Origin of the sequence: Xanthobacter dioxanivorans (assembly GCF_016807805.1) — a bacterium.
In the GTDB taxonomy this organism is placed as follows: domain Bacteria; phylum Pseudomonadota; class Alphaproteobacteria; order Rhizobiales; family Xanthobacteraceae; genus Xanthobacter; species Xanthobacter dioxanivorans.
The window spans coordinates 28,688-46,924 of sequence record NZ_CP063364.1 but is presented as its reverse complement, the minus strand read 5'-3'; the positions used below and the strand labels follow the sequence as shown (position 1 = coordinate 46,924).

Here is an 18,237-nt window from a genome sequence, read left to right as displayed (position 1 = left end):
CCCCCGGGGTCTTCGCACAAGGGAACGCGCGGGAGGGGGTGGGGGCAAAAACCGGGCGCGCCGTGCGGGCTCCTACATCGCCCACGCAACAGACCCGAAAACCATCCGGACCCGCGAATTTTTTGGATCCGAAATCATCCGGAAAAAACCTGCACCGCTTTCGCTCAAAGGTCCTTTAATTCGTCGCGGAAGTCGGCCTTGAACAGCAGGCGCGGAGCCAGCGGAGTGGGGTACGCCCCGGCCGGACGTCATCGAGATCCGGTCGCTTGCCACGCTTATCGGCGAGCGCGTACAGGACCTGATATGGCTCGCTGGCTATGGGCAGGAGGTAACCTTGGCCCTTTCGTCGCATTTTCCCTTGCAGACACTCGACCCAGAGACTTTCGAGCGCTTCGTCGAGGCAGTGGTTGCAGCCCGGTACCCCGACGCTGACGTCAACATCCTGGGTTCGCGCGGCCACGACCAAAAGGGCTCGGACATCCTAGCTGTCTTTCCTCGCGGCGAGCGCTGGAGCTTTCAGTGCAAGCGGGTCGAACGGTTTGGCCCCGCAGATATCGCGAAGGCTGTCGCACACCATACCTTGGACGCGGAACGACGCTTCATCGTTTTGAGCAAGATCGCGACACCCGCTGCTATCCAGGAAGCGGCGCGCCACGAAGGTTGGACCTTGTGGGACAAGCAGGTTCTGACGCGGGTGGTCCGCGAGCTGCCCATTGAGGCGCAGACACGTCTCGTCGACATCTTCTTTAACGGTCAGCGCATGGCGCTACTTGGTATGAGCGAGCCGGGCCCATGGTTAACGACGGAAGAGTATTACCAGCCCTTCTCGAGCCGAGCGGCGATTTTCAGCCACGATTGGGAATTGGTCGGCCGCAAAGCCGAAATCGACTCATTGGTCGATGCCTTACGGGCGGATGTCGGTGGTGACTTGGCCGACGGTCGGGTGACGCTGCTTATCGGAGCCGGCGGCATCGGCAAGACCCGCGTAATGAAGGAGGCTGTGAAGCGCTTTGCGCGGGAGGCTGGAAGGACGACGATTAGGTTCCTCTCCCTTGCTCAGGAGGCAACGGCCGCGAACCTTTCGGATCTCGGCTCGGGTCCCAAGCTTCTGATTGTCGACGACGCCCACGATCGAGAGGGCCTCAAACTATTCCTGGAGTACGTCGTCGACGCGCGCAACGACGCGCGGTTGCTGATCGCGTCGCGCCCTTACGCCGAGCGACGCATAATGAATGAACTCGGCCTCTACCGCATTGTCGATCCAAAAATGGTGCGGCTTGGCCGCCTTGACCGAAAGTCACTGCGAAGTCTGGCTGTCGAGGTGCTCAGCGAATTCGGCGGGGACGGTGCCATGGCGGATGCCGTGGTTGATGTAGCCTCCGATAGCCCGCTCGTTGCCGCCATGGCCGCAAAAGTGGCCGCGGCCGAGCGGCGTCTTCCCATGCTTGCGTCTGGCAGCGAGGAGCTCCGCCGCTTCATCCTCTCCCGGTTCGCGGGCGTGATAACTGGCGAACTCGGTGGCTCGGCCGACATGCCGGCGCTGCGCGCGGTCCTGGAGGTGCTGGCCCTTATCCAGCCATTTCACATAGACGATCGTCGCCTCACCAAGCTGGTCCAGATCCGCTTGCCGTCGATTTCGGCAGCCGACGTGACCCGTGCACTCAAACTCCTGCTGGACGGCGCGGTGATTTACCAACGGGGTGCACTACATCGGCTCATGCCCGAGATGTTGGGTGACTTCCTTATTGAAGATAGCTGCATCGGGGCCGATGGCCGGCTGACAAAGTTCGCCCTCGACCTTGTGCACGCTGTGGAAAGCGATCGCCTGACGGAGGTACTCGTCAATCTCGGCAGGACCGAATGGCGGCTCGCCGATGGCGATACTTCCAACAGAACCCTCCTGATGCCGATTTGGCAGCATCTGGACGCAATCGATAAAGAATACGATAGCCGTATCGCCGCGATCGAAGCTGTTGCGTACTACCAGCCGGCCCAAGCGTTGAGCTTCGTGCAACGTCAAATCAACCGTGGGCGGACGTGGCACGAGTTCGGTAATATTCTCCAGCGGGTGGCATACACATTAGAAAACCGCGGCGAAGCGCTCCGTCTCCTCTGGGACCTAGGCCTGCTCGACGAGCGTGAGCTCAATTCTCACCCGGATCACCCCATCCGCATCCTGGCGGACCTGATCGGCTACGATCGACACAAGCCGGTCGCGTTCAACGAGGAAGTCGCAGAATTCGCGTTCGGGCTTCTCGAAAATCCACTTGCATGGTCGGGAAAATACACTCCTTTGGATATTCTGCGACCGTTGTTGAGTGGCGAGGGCACGACGACGCGGTCGACTGGACGGGGAATTGCGTTGTCCCCCTTCTTGGTCAGCTATGATGTCGTCGCGCCGCTGAGGAATCGTTTGGTGAGCCGCATCTGCGATCTCCTCGAATCTCCCGACGCGAGCATTGCGTTGCGCTCTGGAAAGATGGTCGCTGAGGCAGTGCGCCGACCGTACGGCCTAATGGGCCAGTCCGTCCCCGAAGATCTTACTGCAAAGTATGAAGCGGAGTTCGCGCGGTCGCTGGCGCGTATCGATCATCTGCTGGGGAAGGGCACCCTGGCCTCCACGACGGTTATCGGCCTCATACGCTCCCTCGATTGGTCTGTGAACTACGGCCCCGATCCGATACGCGAACAGGTCCAAGGGATCTTCGCTAAGATCCCTTGTGACCTCGGTTTCAGGCTCCAGGCGGCCGTCGCGGAGGACGCCGATTGGGCGTTCACAGGTCAGGTGCCATTCGAAGAGTGGGACGAAGACAAGGACTGGCGCGGCGGGTTCCTGGAGGAACTGGTGGCCACATACCCGGAGCCGCAGGCCCTATGCGACGCACTTGTGAACGCCCTCGAGGCCGCCGAGGCGGCGGGCATGACAGTGAGCGGAGCTAGCCCGCTGATCAGCCGGTTGGCGCGGGAACATCCGACGATCGCCACCGAGATCATCCAGCGTTCGCTCATCAACCCGTCCAACAGGCTCTGCTCCTATCTCGGCTATGCGGTAGGCGCGCTAGTCCGGCGTCAGCCAGTGCAGGGAAGAGCGATCGTTCGACAGATTCTGGTCGAGCACGATGCGGCGATCCGCATCGGGGGCGCTGAGGGCGTGATCTTCCTGCCGACGCCGCTCGGTCAGGACGATCTGGCGCTGCTGGAAGAGGTTTTGGCGTCGCACGAGCTGGCCATCGCCACGGTCGGGATCAGTGCGCTTCGCGGCCGGACGGATATCTCGCCTCACCAGATGATGTCGCTGCTCCTGAGCGTCGATATCGAGCGGAACCCCATCTTGCTGGAAGGCGTGGCTACGGTCGCTTGCAGCAGATCGAGTGCCCTGCTCGATAAGAGCAGTGAGGAAGACGCGCGGGAGCTGCTATGTCGCGTGGCCCGGCTGTCCAAAATTGAGGGACATTGGACCCGGGAGTTGATCGTCGGCCTAGGTAAACGGTTCGGCCTACTCGTAGCGGAATTCGTGATTGAACGAGCAAGTCGGGGGATGGCGGCCAACGACGAGGGCGGTGCGGAGGAATGCTACGAGGTGCTTCCATACTGGGGCCGGCACAACGGGCTCGGTCTCGACAAATCTTCGCAGGCGGACGCGATTCTGGGGCGCGTGTGGAGTTGGCTGCGAGACCATGACGATGTCTCGCAGGCAGTGCGCTACTCGCTGGGCGAGACGGTAGCGGCAATGTTTGACATGAGCGGCACGCCCGTAACCTGCTTTCTGGAGACGCTGGTCGACCGTGCGACCGCCGAAGACTTGCGCTGGATCGCCTACGTTTTGCGGAACAGCCACAACCGTTTCGTGCTCGATCACCCGAGGCTCGTCGAGCTCTATCTCGCCCGCTGCAAGTCCGTTGACCAGGAACTGTTCGACTTCGCGATCGAAAAGCTGATGACCTCCGCCATGTCGGGGGCTGGTCGGGAAGTGTCGGAGAGCCCATGCCGCGCGATGTACGGTCTCGCGACGACACACGTCGGATCCTCTCGACCATGTCCAGGCTCGCTCCGGCATACGCTCTCTACCGCCCCATTCTCGATTGGTCTGAGACGAACATTGCGAAATCGCTTCGCGAGGGCCGCGAACTCGATGAACAGGAGGATTGAGGTGCGTGCTCTGTTTGGGTCCTGGGGAGCGACCTAGGTCTACGCGTCACCCTTGATGAAGCCCAATCAAGTTTAAAATGGGCTTGAGCATTCACTTGCGTGCTAGGCGCCGACGTTCTCACACCCGGTGCGTTGCCGCAAATTCCGGGGAGCCTAGCCTCCTCTGCAGCACCTGCTGGCAGCGGGTGAGCGCGGCCACCGATCTCGAATTCTCTCGGCTCCGGCGGTCGCTCTGCGACCCCCTTCGTTCGCGCTCCGGGCCTGCCAGGCCGGAGCCGGGAGAACTCCATGCCGAGCGGCGCATCCACCCACCACATGCAGGCATCGGAGGAGCGGACCGTCGCGCCGTTCCCCGCGCACCTCGCCCGACCGAGCAATATCCCCCGCTTCGCTGATGCCCAGGTGGCGCCCCCGCGCGAGGAGACGCTCGTTGAAGAGCTCAATCGCGTCCTCACCAACATCGGTCGCCTCAGCGCGCCGCAGGAGAGCATCTGATGGGCGCCGCCCTCACCATGATCGCGCTGACGGGCGCCTCCGCCGGCTTCAAGGCCTACGGGGAATCCCAGGCGCAGAATTATCAGGCAGCCGTGGCCGAGCGCGACGCCATGGTGGCGAAGACGCAGGCGGCGCAGACGGACACCGCCCTGCGCGAGGAGCTGAACCGCACCCTCGCGCGCATCGGCACCATTCGCGCCTCCGCCAATGTCGGCCTCGACAGCCCCACAACGCAGGCGATCATGGACGAGCAGCGCCGCGTGTCGGACCGCGAGCGGCGCACGCGCGTGGAGAACCTGAACATCCAGGCGAACGCGAAGCGCGATGAGGCGGCATTCCGGCGCTCGGCCGCCAATATGGCCTTGGTCGGGGGCGGGCTCGATGCCGTCACCGGCATGGCGAAGATCGGCTTCGGCAGCTTGAAGTCGCCCGGCTCGACCAGTTCCTGAGGAGGCGGCAATGGTTGATCTTCCCGAAGTCCCCCGCCGCTTGGCGCTGACCGAGGCGCCCCGCTCCGGCATTTCCGGTGCTGACATCGCCGCGCCGTTCGCGATGTTCGCTCGCGCGATGGACAATGCGGTCGACATCGTGAAGCCCATCGCCATCGAGCAGGCGGAGGCCCGCGGCGCTGAGGCGGTCACGATCGGCCCCGACGGAACGCCGCAGATCACGGAGATGGTCACGCTCGGAGCGCTCGGCGAGGCGATGAAGCGCGGTGCACGCGCAAAAGTTTTCGCGGATATCCAGACGACCGCTGCGGAAAAATACCTCGAGCTTCGGCAGCAATATCAGGATGACCCGGCGCGGTTTAACGAGGTCGCAAAGACGTACAATCGCGAAATAGTAAATCGCGAGGAGCCGGTTCTGCGCTCCGCCATCTCCACCGCGCTCGACCGCCTCCGCGTCGGCCATTACACAGACTTGCAGGAGAAAAGCTTCGCCGTCGCGCAGGCCAACGCCAAGACGGCGTTGGAGACCCAATACAACACCGTGGCCGACAATATCGTCGCCCTCGCCCGCAAGGGCGGCGTGGACAGCGGCGAGTATCTGGCCCAGGTGCAGAACGCCCGATCCATCCTCGGCGAGCTCGGCAAGAACCCGCGCTGGGGCTACAATCCGGCCGTCGTCGACGATCGCCTGCGCCGCCTCGAAGACCGCGGCCGCGCGGCGGCCGTCCTATCGAGCGTCGACGCCACCTATGACCGCGTCGGCCCGCACGAGGCCCTGAAGCAGGCCGAGACCGCCATCTTTGACCCTCGCCTGCAGATGGACGAGGCGGAGCGCCAATCCCGCTTCAACATGGTCAAGGCGCATATTTCGGCGCGCAAGGCCGAGGCGACCGAAGACATCCGCGAAATCCGTGCCCTAGCGGAACCCACCATCACGGCGCTCCGAGATGGTGTGGACCTGGAGGCGGATGGCGACCTGCTCCGCCAGAAGATGCTGAGCCTCGGCGACACGATCGGTGCGGCGCGGGTCACCTATGCGATGGAATATGGCCGCGGAAAGCGCGGCCAGTTTGCGCTGCCGACGGCGGACTGGTCGCGGAGCTCCGCGGTGCCGGGCGCGAACTCGCCCATCGGCCAGAAGGTGGCGATGGCCGCCCAGGCGGCGGGGCTGCCGCTCAACATCGTCATGCCCATCATCGCGCAGGAAAGCGGATTCGATCCCGCGCGACGGCCGATCGGGAAGGACGGAAAGGCCCTCTCGTCGGCGTTCGGCATCTTCCAGCTGCTGAAGGCAGAGCGCGACGCCTCCGGCATTGGCGACACGACCGATCCCGATGCGCAGATCCCCGCCGGCATCCGCAAGATGCAGTCCGTCTATGCCACCGCGAAGGCGGCCGTCGGACGCGAACCCACGCCCGGCGAGTTCTACGCGGTGTATTATCAAGGCGAAGGCGCCGGGCCGAAGATCCTGCAGAATCCGGAGGGCGATTTCCGCGCGACCGTCGGCCAGAAGGTGATCGACGCGAACCCCTGGCTCGCCGGGCTCAAGACCAACGGCGACTTCATCCGCTGGACCAGCCAGAAGATGGCGGAGCGCGGCGCCGGAGCGGTTGACCCGGTCCCCTCCCGCCCGCCGCCTGGCCTGTTGGAGGCGGGCAACATCGACCTCGGCAATCGCCCGGTAGTGAAGAACGCCGACGGCTCCATCAGCACGGTTCGTTCGATCTCCATCGGAGAGGACGGGCGCGAGGTGCTCATTCCCACCGTCTCGCCGGATGGGAAAATCCTCTCCGACGAGGATGCGATCGCGCTCTATCGGCAGTCCGGCAGACACCTCGGCAAGTTCGACACCCCTGAGAATGCGACGGCCTATGCGCAGGCGCTGCATCAGCAGCAGGCGCAGCAGTATGCGGGCGGCTTCGCGGGGTTCCCGCCTTCCCAAATCGCGGGCCTGCGCCATTGGGCCGGTACCACGTTCGACGGCATGATGGCCGACGCCAAGAAGTCGATTGGAAAGTGGCACGTCAGCGAGGATGATGTCGCCTTCCTCTCCGGCCGAGTGTTCCCATTCCTCGACGAGAAGCGGAAGCGGCAGGCCGTCGAGTTTCTTGGCGATGCGGAACGCTCGGGCGCCTTGCTCGACCTGTCGCCGGATGCGCGGCAGGTTCTGCGGAACAGCCTGGAGGAGGCGGCGGCCGGCGGCAACCATGCGGCCCGAGCTGCGCTACTCGATGACGAAGAGCGGTTCGGCACACTTCAGCGCATGGAGCAGGAGACGCCACTCCTGCGCGGCGTGCGCGCCGGCTGGATCAAGCCCCCACCGCCAGTGCCATGGCAGGGCTCCGATGATCAGGTGCAGTCCGCACTCCAGGCGCATGCCAAGGCTGCGATGGTGGTCACCAATCAGCTGAAGAGGCCGATCTCGGCTTTCGAGGGTGAGGATCTGCGATCCCTCACCAGCGCCCTCGATGCCGCTGATACCAGCGGGAAGGTACGCATCCTCGGCGCCCTGGCCACGTTGCCCCCTGGTGTGCGGGAAGCAACGTTCGGCAAGCTTCACGAGACCGGGCCGAAGGGCTCGGTGCTGGCCTTCGCCGGCGGGCTCGCGAAGGATGCGCCGGACGTTGCCGCCGGCATCGTGCGTGGTCGCGAGGCTCTCACGGTCGAGCCGCGGTTCGTCCCCGACAAGGGCACCGACGCCGAAGACTTCGTGAAAGCGCTCGACGCCGCACTGCCCGTGGGGGCGTTTTCTGCGCGCGCCGGGGTCAGCGAGAATGGCCCCTATGCGACGATGCGGACCGCGATCAAGGCGCGGTATGCCGACCTGTCGGCGGCCGCCGGCGACACGTCCGGCGTGCTGAAGCGCGAACGGCTCGACCGGGCGACGGAAGAGGTGACGGGCGGCACGGTTCGCCACAACGGCAGCACCATCATCGCCCCGCGCCGTGGCATGGACCAATCGACGTTCGATGGCATCCTGCTCAGCCTCGCGGATACGGACCTTGTGGGCGTCCGCACGAGTTCCGGCAAGCCAGTCACTGCTCAGTATGTCCGGGACAGCGCCGGCCTCGAATCCTTCGGCGCCGGGCGATACTTGGTGCGGCTCAACCGCAATGCCGAGAGCCCCCAATATGCCGTTCAGGAAGACGGCACGCCCTTCATCCTGCGCCTGGACAACAGGGAGCCTGCCCCGCCCCGCGCCTGGGGCGTGCCGGCGGCAGCACCGGCCCTCCCGTGGGCCCAATCGAACTTCGGCCGGCAAGATGGCGGTTGGCCTGGAGAGGCACGATGAGCCTCGACATTTTCACCCGCTACCAGAGCGAAGCGCTCGACTTCGCGCGTCAGCACCCCGCCGAGGATCTGCCGCTGGAGTTCGGCGAGGCCTTCGACGCCTCCTGGCGGGAAGGGCTCCTCTTCGGCCAGTCGGTCTCCTCCAGCACCTCGCGCATGGAGGGCGTCCAGGATTATCTGGGCGGCATCCGCGAGAAGACCGGCACGGTGCTCACCAACCCGGCGCTGGGCGGCGGCGATGCGGCGCTCGCCGAGCTGAACGGCCAGCTGACGGCGCTCGCACCGCGTTTTCCTGATCTCAATCTGAAGCCACTGACCACGGAGGACCTCGACCGCCTCGGCGAGGACAAGGCCCGCCGGGCGCGGCAGGTGTACCAGCGGGCGGCGTCGCGCGAGCACACATGGGGCGGTGCAGCCGGCCTGGCACTTGGCTCCCTCGCGTCCGGTGCCGCCGACCCCGTCAATATCGTGACCGTGCCGCTGGCGGCGCCGGCCTCTCTCGGCATCCTCGGCACCGCGCTCGCCACCGCGGGCATCACCGCCGGCACCCAGATCGGCATCGAGGCGCTCGCCGCCCCCTTCAAGGAACGCGTCGAGCCCGGTTACGGCGCCAGCGGCGAGGCGGCACAGAACGTGCTGATGGCGGGCGTCGCAGGTGGCGTGCTCGGCGGCGGTGTGAAGGGGCTTTCGGCGCTCTGGACGCGGTATCGCACCGGCTCCTGGCCGCGCTCCGTGCGGGACGCCGGCAACGTGGTGGCGAGCGAAGGGCAGATCGCCGACACCAACCTCGTGCCCACGGTCGAAGGGGAGATCGCCCATCGCACGGCGCTCCAGAAGGCCATCGACGACCTCGTCTCCGGCCGGCCGGTCGATGTCTCCGAGAACGTCACGCCCGACCTGCTGCGCGCCTATGGCGAGCGCCTCTCCCCCGTGCTGGAGGCGCGCTCGAAGGCCATCGCCGCGGAAGAGACCGCCTTCGCCCTGGAGCGCGAAGCCGCGCGCCTGCCCGCCTCCATGGAGCGGCTCTCCGAGCTTCAGCTCTCGGAGATCCGGGGCTCGGCCCGGTCGCTCAATCAGGAAGCCGCCGCAGCTTTCGCGTCGCTGCGCGCGGAAGCCGACAGCCTGGCCTCCCGCCGCGCAGCGATCGAGGCACGGATTCCCGATCGTGATGCCCTGCGCACGGAGGTGGAAGGCCTCCGCTCGGACCTTGCGGCGGCCGAGCAGCGCCTCGCCGGTGCGCGAACGCCGACGGACCCGGACACGGCGGCCCGCCTGTCCGCCGTCGAGCAGGATCTTGCCGGCGAAGGCCTGTCTGCCTCGCGCCGTGCAGAGCTGGAGGCCGAGCGCGCCAGCATCACCGAGACGCTCGCCGCCACGGCGCCGGGGGATGCCCGGGCCATCGCGAGCCTTACCGCCGAGGCGAAGGGCCTGCGCACCGCGCTCACGCGGAAGGAGAAGGCGCTCGCCCGGGCCGAGGAGACCGACGCGCGGGCTCGTGCCAAGCTCGACAAGGCAGACGCCGACCTTCCGCGCCGGATCACGGCGGGGGAGCAGCGCGCCGCCGGTCGGCGCGAGGCAGTCACGACCGAGATGCGCCGCACCATCGCCCGGCTGGCGCAGGACGGCTATGGCGTTCGCCTCTCGCAGGACGAGGCCGCCCAGATCGCCGGTCGCATTCTCGATGCTGGCGATGGTGAAGCCGATCAGGTGCTGCGCTCGGTCACGGAGGATCTGGTCGACCGCGCCCTGACGCGGCGCCGGGCCGAACCGTCAGCTCCACCCGCTGCCGGCCGGGCGGATCCTGTCGGCGAGCAGCGGGCCCGCGCCGGGCACTGGACCGAGCAGATGCGCAAGCGCATCCAGGGTCTCGCCCGCGAGGTTGGGTACGACATGCCGCGCGATGAGGCTGCGACGGTCGCCGCCGCCGTTGCCCGCGCGGGCAATGAGGATGAGGCATTCGCCATTCTAGACGAGGTGATGCTCCGGCCGCGCACCATCGCGGAAGCATTGCCCGGCTCTGCGGCAGCCCGCGAGCCCCTTCGACCGGCCTCCGCGCCGTCTGTGGCACGCCCGGAGCAGGTCGCCGCACTGGCTGACGAGCTGACGGAGAAGAAGATCGTCGTCGCCCGCTCCGCAGAGGAGACCGAGGCGGCGGTGCTGCACGACCTCGACAAGCTGCGCGCCACCCGAGACCTCCAGATCCCCGTCGGCGAGCGCCTCGATGAGGCCGGCCAGCGCGTCGCCGATATGCGGTCAGTCGATGACCTCCTGGACGAGGCCGATTCCCGTATCGCTGCGGCCGCGGAGATCCGCGCCTGCGCCATGCCCATGCCGGAGGTGCTGCCGTGAGCGTCGTGGACTGCATCGACAAGCTGGTGAAGACGGGACAGATCACGCGGCAGATCGCCGACGAGGCCCTCGGCCTCTACGAGCGCTCCCGCGGCGAGTTCTCCCGCAGCATGGGGCCCGCCAGCGCCGAGGCTGCGGCCGGCCTTGCCGCGGCGCGCGCACTGGAATCCTCGGCCAAGCGCCTGAAGAACGACACCGCAAAGCAGGCCATCGCCTGGGCGAAGGCAGAAGAGCGCGTCCTCAGCCATCCGAAGGGCCGCGTCGCCGGCGTCATGTCCATGCTCACCCGGGATATCTGGGAAGCTGGGGGAGAGAACGTCGCCACGAAGGGGGAGGTCATCTGGGCCCAGCTCTCGCGCAAGGTCGATCAGGCGCTGGAGGCCTATTCCCCGGGGATCCTCGGCCAGTCCCGCCAGCAGATCGCCGGCGTGCGCAATCTGGTGCGGGAGGTGTTCGGGGTCGAGACGGGGGATTCCACGGCGAAGGCCGCGGCTGCGGGCTGGAAGGCGGCCGAGACGGAGGCCGTGGACCGCGTCACGGCGGCCGGGCGCAACCTCCCTGCCAGCGAGGATTGGCGGGTGCCTCAGTTCTGGGACACGCTGCGCGTCCGCATCTTCACGCGAGAGGAGTTCAAAGCCGACTTCGCTGCCGAGGTCGACCGTGGCGCGTTAACCCTGTGGGACCGCGACACCGGCGCACCGGCGAAGATGGACCGACGCGACTTCGTGCTGGAACGCGCCTATCGCGACATCACCGTGGGGGACAGCTCCGCAACCGCCTTCTCGCCCGAACAGCGCACATTCCAGTTCAGCGGCGGCGCAGATGGCGCAGAGGCCTGGCTTCGCCTCTCGGAGAAGTACGGCGCCGGCGAGAACGTCTTCGGCCTGCTGATGGGCCACCTGCACAAGATGGCCAATGAGATCGCCCTCGCCGAAGTGGTCGGGCCAAACCATGGCGCCATCGTCCGGGCCGCACTGACCCTGGCGAAGGAGGAAGAGGCCGGCCTGTCGCGGCTGCAGCGTCTCAACCCGCTGCGGATGCTGGAGAGCCGGTCCATCGCCGAGCGCACCTATGACGTGCTGACCGGCCGCGCCAATGCCGTCGACGGCCCCCTGATGGCGGGCTTCTTCGGCGGGCTGCGCTCCCTGAACGTGTCCTCGAAGCTCGGCGGCGCCATCGTCTCGGCCATCCCAGGCGACAGTGTCACCACTGCGCTTGCCGCGAGCTACAACGGCATGGACCCCGGCCGCATTCTCTCCGGCGTCATCCGGGAGATCGGCCGTGGCGGCGAGGAGAGCCGGGCCCTCGCGGCGCGCCTTCAGCTCACCGCCCACGCTGCAATGGACAGCGCCCACGGCTTCGTCCGCTTCGCCGGGGAGGCATCGGGCCCGCAGATTCTGCGCGCGATGGCCAACACCGTCATCCGGGCACAGGGGCTGGCGGCGTGGACCGACATGATGAAGCGCGTCTTCACCATGGAGTTCATGGGCAATCTGGCGGATCACGCCGGGCACTCGCTGGACGCCCTGCGCGGGGTGAACGAGCCGCTCGCCAACTTCCTCGACCGCCACCAGATCAGCGCGAAGGACTGGGACAGCATCCGCGCTGGCGCGCCGCTGGAGGTGGAGGGCGCGCGCTTCCTCGACACCGAGGCCATCGCCGACCGGACTCTGCGCGAGAAGCTCGTGGGCGCGATCATTGAGGAGCGGGCGTTCGCAATCCTCGAACCCGATGCCCGCATCCGTGCCGTGATGACCGGGGGCACAACAGCCGGCACCTTCTGGGGCGAGATGGTCCGCAGCGCCACGCTGTTCAAGTCGTTCAGCATGACCATGGTCGCCACGCACATGATGCGCCTCGCGACGCAAGGGCCGATCGAGAAGCGCATCTGGAATGGCACCACCTTCGTGCTCTTCAACCTGCTCGCCGGCGCCGCGGCGATCCAGGCGCGCGCCGTGCTCTACGGCAAAACGCCCGAGGCCATGGACAATCCCGGCTTCTGGGTGCGCTCCGGCCTGCAATCCGGCTCGCTCGGCGTCTATGGCGACCTCATCAATGCTTCGACCTCGCGCACCGGCCGTTCGCCCGTTTCGGACCTCGCCGGCCCGGCCATCGGCGCGGCGGAAGACGTCGCCCGCCTGTCATCGCAGCAACTGCGCCGCCTCATGGAAGGCGCCGACACGACGTTCGGCGCCGAGCTCGTGCGCACCGCACGGCGCTATGACCCGAGTCTCTGGTACACGCGCCTCGCCGTCGATCGCCTGCTGTTCGACCAGCTCCAGACGCTCGTGGATCCCGACTATCGCGCCTCATTCCGCCGCGCCGAGAAGGCGGCACAGCGCGACTTCGGGCAGTCCTACTGGTGGGCACCCGGCGACGCGCTGCCGCGAGGTGTGCGATGACCCGGATGAACTGGGGCGCACCCCGCAAGCGCTGGGATCCCGAGAACAGCTTGGCGCGGCCTCTGCCGGCGATCGATCGCAAGCCTCGCGCGCCTCGCCCTGCATCCGCGCCGGCAGGAGCAACGACCGGCGCGGATGGCATCTCGCTCTCCTATCTGGCCGGCTTCGGCTTCAACCGGCTCTCGGCCTGGTGCCCGAGGTGCCGCGTCGTCGCGCACATGGCGTTCGCGGACCTCGCCGCCGCGCATCTTGAACGCTCGCCGGTGGATCTGGGTAGCGTCCTGTCGTGCCCGGACTGCGCCACGCCGCGCGCTGTTTCCGCCATGGCGGAGAAGGCGGTGCGGACTGCATGAGCACGGACCATGAGACCCTCGCCTATTGCTGGACTTACTGCGGCCTGATGAATGCCCTGAAGGTGCGGCGGAAGGAGCTCGGCCTCTCCCAGCTGGAAGTCGACGACAAGGCCGGCCTCCAGGACGGCTATTGCGGGAAGCTGGAGGCTTGGGATCGCGACAGCGGCCGCCGGCTCGGGCCGGTCTCCTTCGACCTCTTGCTCGCCGCCTATGGCGTCGGCCTCGTCCTTTTCGAAACGCGCCCTCCTGCCGAGCGGCCTGAGTATGACCCGTCACAGCTCGGGCTCTCGCTCGAGGGCGGCGGGATGCGCCGTCACCATGACGGGGAGTTCGTCCGTCTCCCTGGCCGCAACCGGAGGCGGGAAGCCAAAGCGGCGGCCGAGGCTGCCGCGGCCGAAGCTCTTCTCGAAATCAGGGAGGCCGCGGAGTGATCGACGCTGAGAACGGTATGCGCAACCGTATCCGAGCCGAAGTCCGCCGGCGCTGGAAGCCGCTCTCGCGCCGCGCGCTCGGCTGCCGAAAGGGCGACCGCGACCGGCGGGGCGCCTGGCTCCTCGCCAGCGACATGAGCGCCATCATCATGCGGGTCATCGCCCGGGAACTGGCGGCCGGCCGCGATGTGCAGATCCCCGGCTTTGGCACCTTCTATTCCCGCTTCGGCGGAACGACGATCGGCCTCCAGGGCAACGTGCCCGGCCACAGGGCCTTGCCGCCGCGCCGGATGGCGCAGGTGCGCTTCTCCGACACCCTGCTGCGGCAGGTGCCTGGCGACGGGACGCGGTACAGCCTGCGCTTCCGGGCGTCGCCACTGCTGAAGGCCGCCATCCAGCCGGGCGGGCCGGCGCTGAAGCGGAAGCGGCGGAGGAAGGTCCTGCCCGTGCCAGCTATGCCGCCCGTGCCGCCGCCACGCCCACCGGCACCCCTCGCCGAAATCCGGATGCGCTGAGGAGGACACGATGACCGACGAGACCGACGATCACGATCTGCCCGAGATGACCACGCCGGACCCGATGACGCCGAAGCGTCGGGCCTTGGTCGACGGCATGGTGTGGCGGGGCCTCAAGCTCACCGAGGCCGCCATCGAGGCGGGGATGACCGAGCGCAACGCACGCATGTGCGCGCAGGACCCGAAGTTCCGGGCTGCCCTGAACGCGGAGATGGCCGCGTTCAAAACATCGCAGCGTCCGCGCAACGTCCACCGCCTCGCCGAGCTGAGGGATCAGAACGAGGCCAAGGGTGCCGCTGTGCAGGCCATCCGGACCCTGGAGGAGCTGGCGCAGCAGGCAGAGGCCGCGCCGCCATCCGATGTCCGGCCCGGCATCGTCGTGATCATCCCGCGGGATTATCTCCAGCCGGAGCCGCTGGGCAGCGGTGCGCAGATCGTGTTCTCGGATAACAAGGATGAAGAAGGATAGGACGGGCCTGCCAGCAGAGGGCCATCACCGTCGTCGGTAAGGTTAACGGTAGTGCGTTGTTGACTGGCTAACGCCAAGGTTGATTTCTTAAGGAATTGTTAAATTCGGCGACCTCGGGGGCAGAAATGGGTGCCGGCGCTCGTACACAGATGTCGCCGTTTGCCTTCGTCAAGAAGTGGAAGTCGGCCGCGCTCAATGAACGGCAATCTGCGCAGGAGCACTTCATCGATCTTTGCGCCTTGGTCGGTCACCCGACGCCTACCGAAGACGACCCGACAGGCGAATTCTTTGCTTTCGAGAAAGGCGCGAGCAAAGTCGGCGGCGGGAGGGGGTTTGCCGACGTCTGGAAGCGGGATCATTTCGCCTGGGAGTACAAGCAGAAAAATGGGGATTTGGACGGTGCACTTCTCCAATTGATGCGCTACGCTCCGGCCTTGGAGAACCCGCCGCTTCACGTCGTCTGTGATATCAAGCGGTTCCGCGTGCACACAGCGTGGACGAACACAGTCCCCACTACTTATGAAATCACTCTGGACGACATCACGGATCCACATAAACGTGAGATTCTTCACAACGTCTTTTTCAATCCCGAGAAGCTTAAACCCACGCGTACGCGGGCCGGCCTGACGAAGGACGCGGCCGACAAGTTCTCAACGATCGCTTGGCGTCTACAAGGGCGCGGCTCGCCGGAGGAGATCGCGCACTTCGTCAACCAACTGGTGTTCTGCTTCTTCGCCCAGAGCGTAGGCCTCCTCCGCGGCGGCATCTTCACGAAGCTGCTGCGCCGGGCCGCCCAAGATCCGAGCAAGGCCAGGGGCTATCTCAACGACCTATTCCACGCGATGGAGAAGGGCGGCGACTTTGCACTCACTGATGTCATGCATTTCAACGGAGGGCTATTTGACGGCCGTCGAGCGCTGCCTCTGGACGAAGGTGACATCGGCCTTTTGATCGCAGCCAACAGCCTTGACTGGAGCCTGATCGACCCGACGATCTTCGGCACGCTGTTCGAGCGCTTCCTTGATCCGCAGAAACGAGCCCAGATCGGCGCGCACTACACCGACGCAGACAAAATCGCCCGGATAATCGACCCGGTGATCTTGCGCCCTCTCCGCGCTGAATGGGAGGTGACCAAAGGAAAAATTGTTGGCCTCCTCGATGGGACTCACCCGCCACCAATGCGGAAAAAAGAGCGGCGTCGGATGACCCGGGATGAGGCCGCAGAAGAGGTGCGATCCCAGTTTGTCGAAAAGCTATGCAACTTGAAGATTCTCGATCCGGCCTGCGGCTCGGGCAATTTCCTTTATCTCGCGCTGCAGGGTGTGAAGGACATCGAGAACCGCGCGAACCTCGATTGCGAAATGCTGGGTTTGAAGTCGCGTTGGCCGACGGTTGGCCCTGAAGTCCTGTTGGGCATTGAGACCAATGCACTCGCTGCGGAGCTCGCACGCACGACGATCTGGATCGGCGATATCCAATGGCGCCTGCGGAACGGGATCCACACACACGAAGTCCCCGTCCTTCGAAAGCTGAACTCCATCGAACGCGCGGATGCCCTCATTGAGCGAGTCCCTCCGCCTGATCGTGGTGGACAGATGGATCTTTTGGAGGGGGCCGAAACCGGGAGCGCATATCGTGCCGCCACGTGGCCCCGCGCGGACTTCATTGTCGGAAATCCTCCCTTCTTAGGCGCCAAGCTAATGAAGCGGAGGCTCGGGGTAGAATATGTGGTGAGGCTCCGCGCGGCCTATGCCGGCCGACTTCAGGGCTTCTCCGACCTCGTTTGTTACTGGTTTGAGAAGGCGCGCGCTGAAGTTGCCGCCGGGCGGACCAGGGGCGTTGGCCTTGTCGCAACCAGTTCGATCCGCGGCGGGACAAACCGGCCCGTTATGGACGCGATCGCTCGTAGTCTCGCCATTCATAATGCGTGGAGTGAACAGCCTTGGACAATCGAGGGTGCACGTGTCGAAGTTTCGCTTGTCTGTTTTTGCGCGCCGGAGTTGAAGCCCGACCAAAGTTACCTTGACGGCCAGCCGGTCTCCAACATCAATCCAGACCTCACGACTGGAATTGACCTCACGCTCGCCAGGGCATTGACCGAGAACGAGAGGGCTTCTTTCTTTGGCATCCAGACGAGCGGGCCGCACGATGTCACCGGGGAAGTGGCCCGTAGGTGGATGTGCCTGCCAATAAACCCCAACGGCCGCCACAACCGCACGATTTTGAAGCCCTACTGGAATGGCGATGACGTGACCGGGCGGCCGCGCGACCGTTGGTTGATCGACCTACCACTGGTTCTGTCGGATGCTGAGGCCTCCCAGTACGAAGTGCCATACGAGTATCTTCGCGCCGCCCGCTACGATCCAGATTCATTGGCGGATCTTCGCTCTTTGACGGAGGCGCGGGCGACAGCGCGAGATCAACACGCGCGGGTCCGTTGGTGGGAGCCGTACTGGCCTCGGCCCGAGATGCGTTCCCAGATCGAACGGCTTTCACGTTACATCGTCACCACAGAAACCTCGCAACATCGACTATTCGTCTGGTTGCGCTACCCTACACTTCCCGACAAGAACCTGATCGTCATTGCCCGGGACGACGACACGACCTTCGGCATCCTCCACAGCCGCTTTCACGAAATCTGGTCGTTGCGGCTTGGAACGAGCCTAGAGGACCGGCCGCGCTACACTTCGACCACGACCTTCGCGACGTTCCCGTTCCCCGATGGCCTAACTCCAAACATTCCTATCGCACGTCTCCAACGCGATCCGCACGCCGTCGCCATTGCGCAGGCCGCGCGGCGCCTTGATGACCTCCGCAACGCTTGGCTGAACCCTTCCGACCTCGTCCGCATGGAGCCCGAGGTGGTCCCTGGGTTTCCCGACCGCATCCTCCCCAAGGACACTGCGGCGGCGGCAATCCTGCGCGAGCGCACCTTGACCAACCTCTACAACCGGCGCCCGCAGTGGCTGGTCAACGTACACCGGGAGCTCGACGCCGCTGTCGCCGAGGCCTATGGCTGGCCCGCGGACATCTCCGACGAAGATGCACTGGCCCGCTTGCTCGAGCTCAATCTGGCGCGGGCCGCCGCTGACGAATCCGGCCTGTCTGCACGATTGACGAAGGGCCCCCCGAAGCCCGACGGCGAGCGGCGCCAGACCCACATGAAACTTCCGATCACGGGCAAGGCAGGGAAGCAGGTGGGCCTCCAGTCCCCCGAATCTCCTTCGCAGTCGGTAGAGGAAGAGCCAGCCGCGAAGCGCGGTCGGAGTAGGCGCCGAGCGAGTTGATGGTGGCACAGCGCGGCGACGACTGTTCCGCGCGGGGTGAGAAGGCC

General features: G+C 65.9%; 11 protein-coding genes. All 11 read left to right on the top strand.

Features of this window, described 5'->3' with window-relative positions; genetic code table 11:
* The first annotated feature begins 334 nt into the window (after positions 1 to 334).
* The 11 genes from EZH22_RS30405 to EZH22_RS30355 all read left to right on the top strand — a co-directional run bounded on the left by EZH22_RS30405 (position 335) and on the right by EZH22_RS30355 (position 18,190).
* Complete coding sequence (locus EZH22_RS30405) at positions 335 to 4,186, top strand: restriction endonuclease (RefSeq protein WP_203197055.1); 3,852 nt, start codon at positions 335 to 337, stop codon at positions 4,184 to 4,186.
* A gap of 251 nt (positions 4,187 to 4,437) precedes the next feature.
* Positions 4,438 to 4,644, top strand: a complete 207-nt coding sequence (locus EZH22_RS30400) for a hypothetical protein (RefSeq protein WP_203197054.1) — start codon at positions 4,438 to 4,440, stop codon at positions 4,642 to 4,644.
* Positions 4,644 to 5,093, top strand: a complete 450-nt coding sequence (locus EZH22_RS30395; RefSeq protein ID WP_203197053.1) for a hypothetical protein — start codon at positions 4,644 to 4,646, stop codon at positions 5,091 to 5,093. The genes EZH22_RS30400 and EZH22_RS30395 overlap by 1 nt, the downstream gene beginning before the upstream one ends.
* A 10-nt stretch (positions 5,094 to 5,103) precedes the next feature.
* The gene (locus EZH22_RS30390) at positions 5,104 to 8,385 is read left to right on the top strand and encodes a transglycosylase SLT domain-containing protein (protein ID WP_203197052.1); all 3,282 of its coding nucleotides are present in this window, start codon (positions 5,104 to 5,106) and stop codon (positions 8,383 to 8,385) included.
* On the top strand, positions 8,382 to 10,733 hold the full coding sequence (locus EZH22_RS30385; RefSeq protein WP_203197051.1) for a coiled-coil domain-containing protein: 2,352 nt from the start codon (positions 8,382 to 8,384) through the stop codon (positions 10,731 to 10,733). The genes EZH22_RS30390 and EZH22_RS30385 overlap by 4 nt, the downstream gene beginning before the upstream one ends.
* Positions 10,730 to 13,135 carry a hypothetical protein gene (locus tag EZH22_RS30380; RefSeq protein ID WP_203197050.1) on the top strand — a complete coding sequence of 802 codons (2,406 nt, stop codon included), beginning with the start codon at positions 10,730 to 10,732 and terminating at the stop codon, positions 13,133 to 13,135. Before EZH22_RS30385 ends, EZH22_RS30380 begins: the two co-directional genes overlap by 4 nt.
* Positions 13,132 to 13,488, top strand: a complete 357-nt coding sequence (locus tag EZH22_RS30375) for a hypothetical protein (protein WP_203197049.1) — start codon at positions 13,132 to 13,134, stop codon at positions 13,486 to 13,488. Before EZH22_RS30380 ends, EZH22_RS30375 begins: the two co-directional genes overlap by 4 nt.
* Complete coding sequence (locus EZH22_RS30370; RefSeq protein ID WP_203197048.1) at positions 13,485 to 13,919, top strand: hypothetical protein; 435 nt, start codon at positions 13,485 to 13,487, stop codon at positions 13,917 to 13,919. Before EZH22_RS30375 ends, EZH22_RS30370 begins: the two co-directional genes overlap by 4 nt.
* Positions 13,916 to 14,434, top strand: coding sequence for an HU family DNA-binding protein (locus tag EZH22_RS30365; RefSeq protein ID WP_203197047.1), 519 nt, complete (start codon positions 13,916 to 13,918; stop codon positions 14,432 to 14,434). The genes EZH22_RS30370 and EZH22_RS30365 overlap by 4 nt, the downstream gene beginning before the upstream one ends.
* A 10-nt stretch (positions 14,435 to 14,444) precedes the next feature.
* The gene (locus tag EZH22_RS30360; protein WP_203197046.1) at positions 14,445 to 14,903 is read left to right on the top strand and encodes a hypothetical protein; all 459 of its coding nucleotides are present in this window, start codon (positions 14,445 to 14,447) and stop codon (positions 14,901 to 14,903) included.
* A gap of 125 nt (positions 14,904 to 15,028) precedes the next feature.
* Positions 15,029 to 18,190 (top strand): class I SAM-dependent DNA methyltransferase, encoded by a 3,162-nt coding sequence (locus tag EZH22_RS30355; protein WP_203197045.1) that lies wholly within the window; start codon positions 15,029 to 15,031, stop codon positions 18,188 to 18,190.
* Positions 18,191 to 18,237 lie beyond the last annotated feature (47 nt).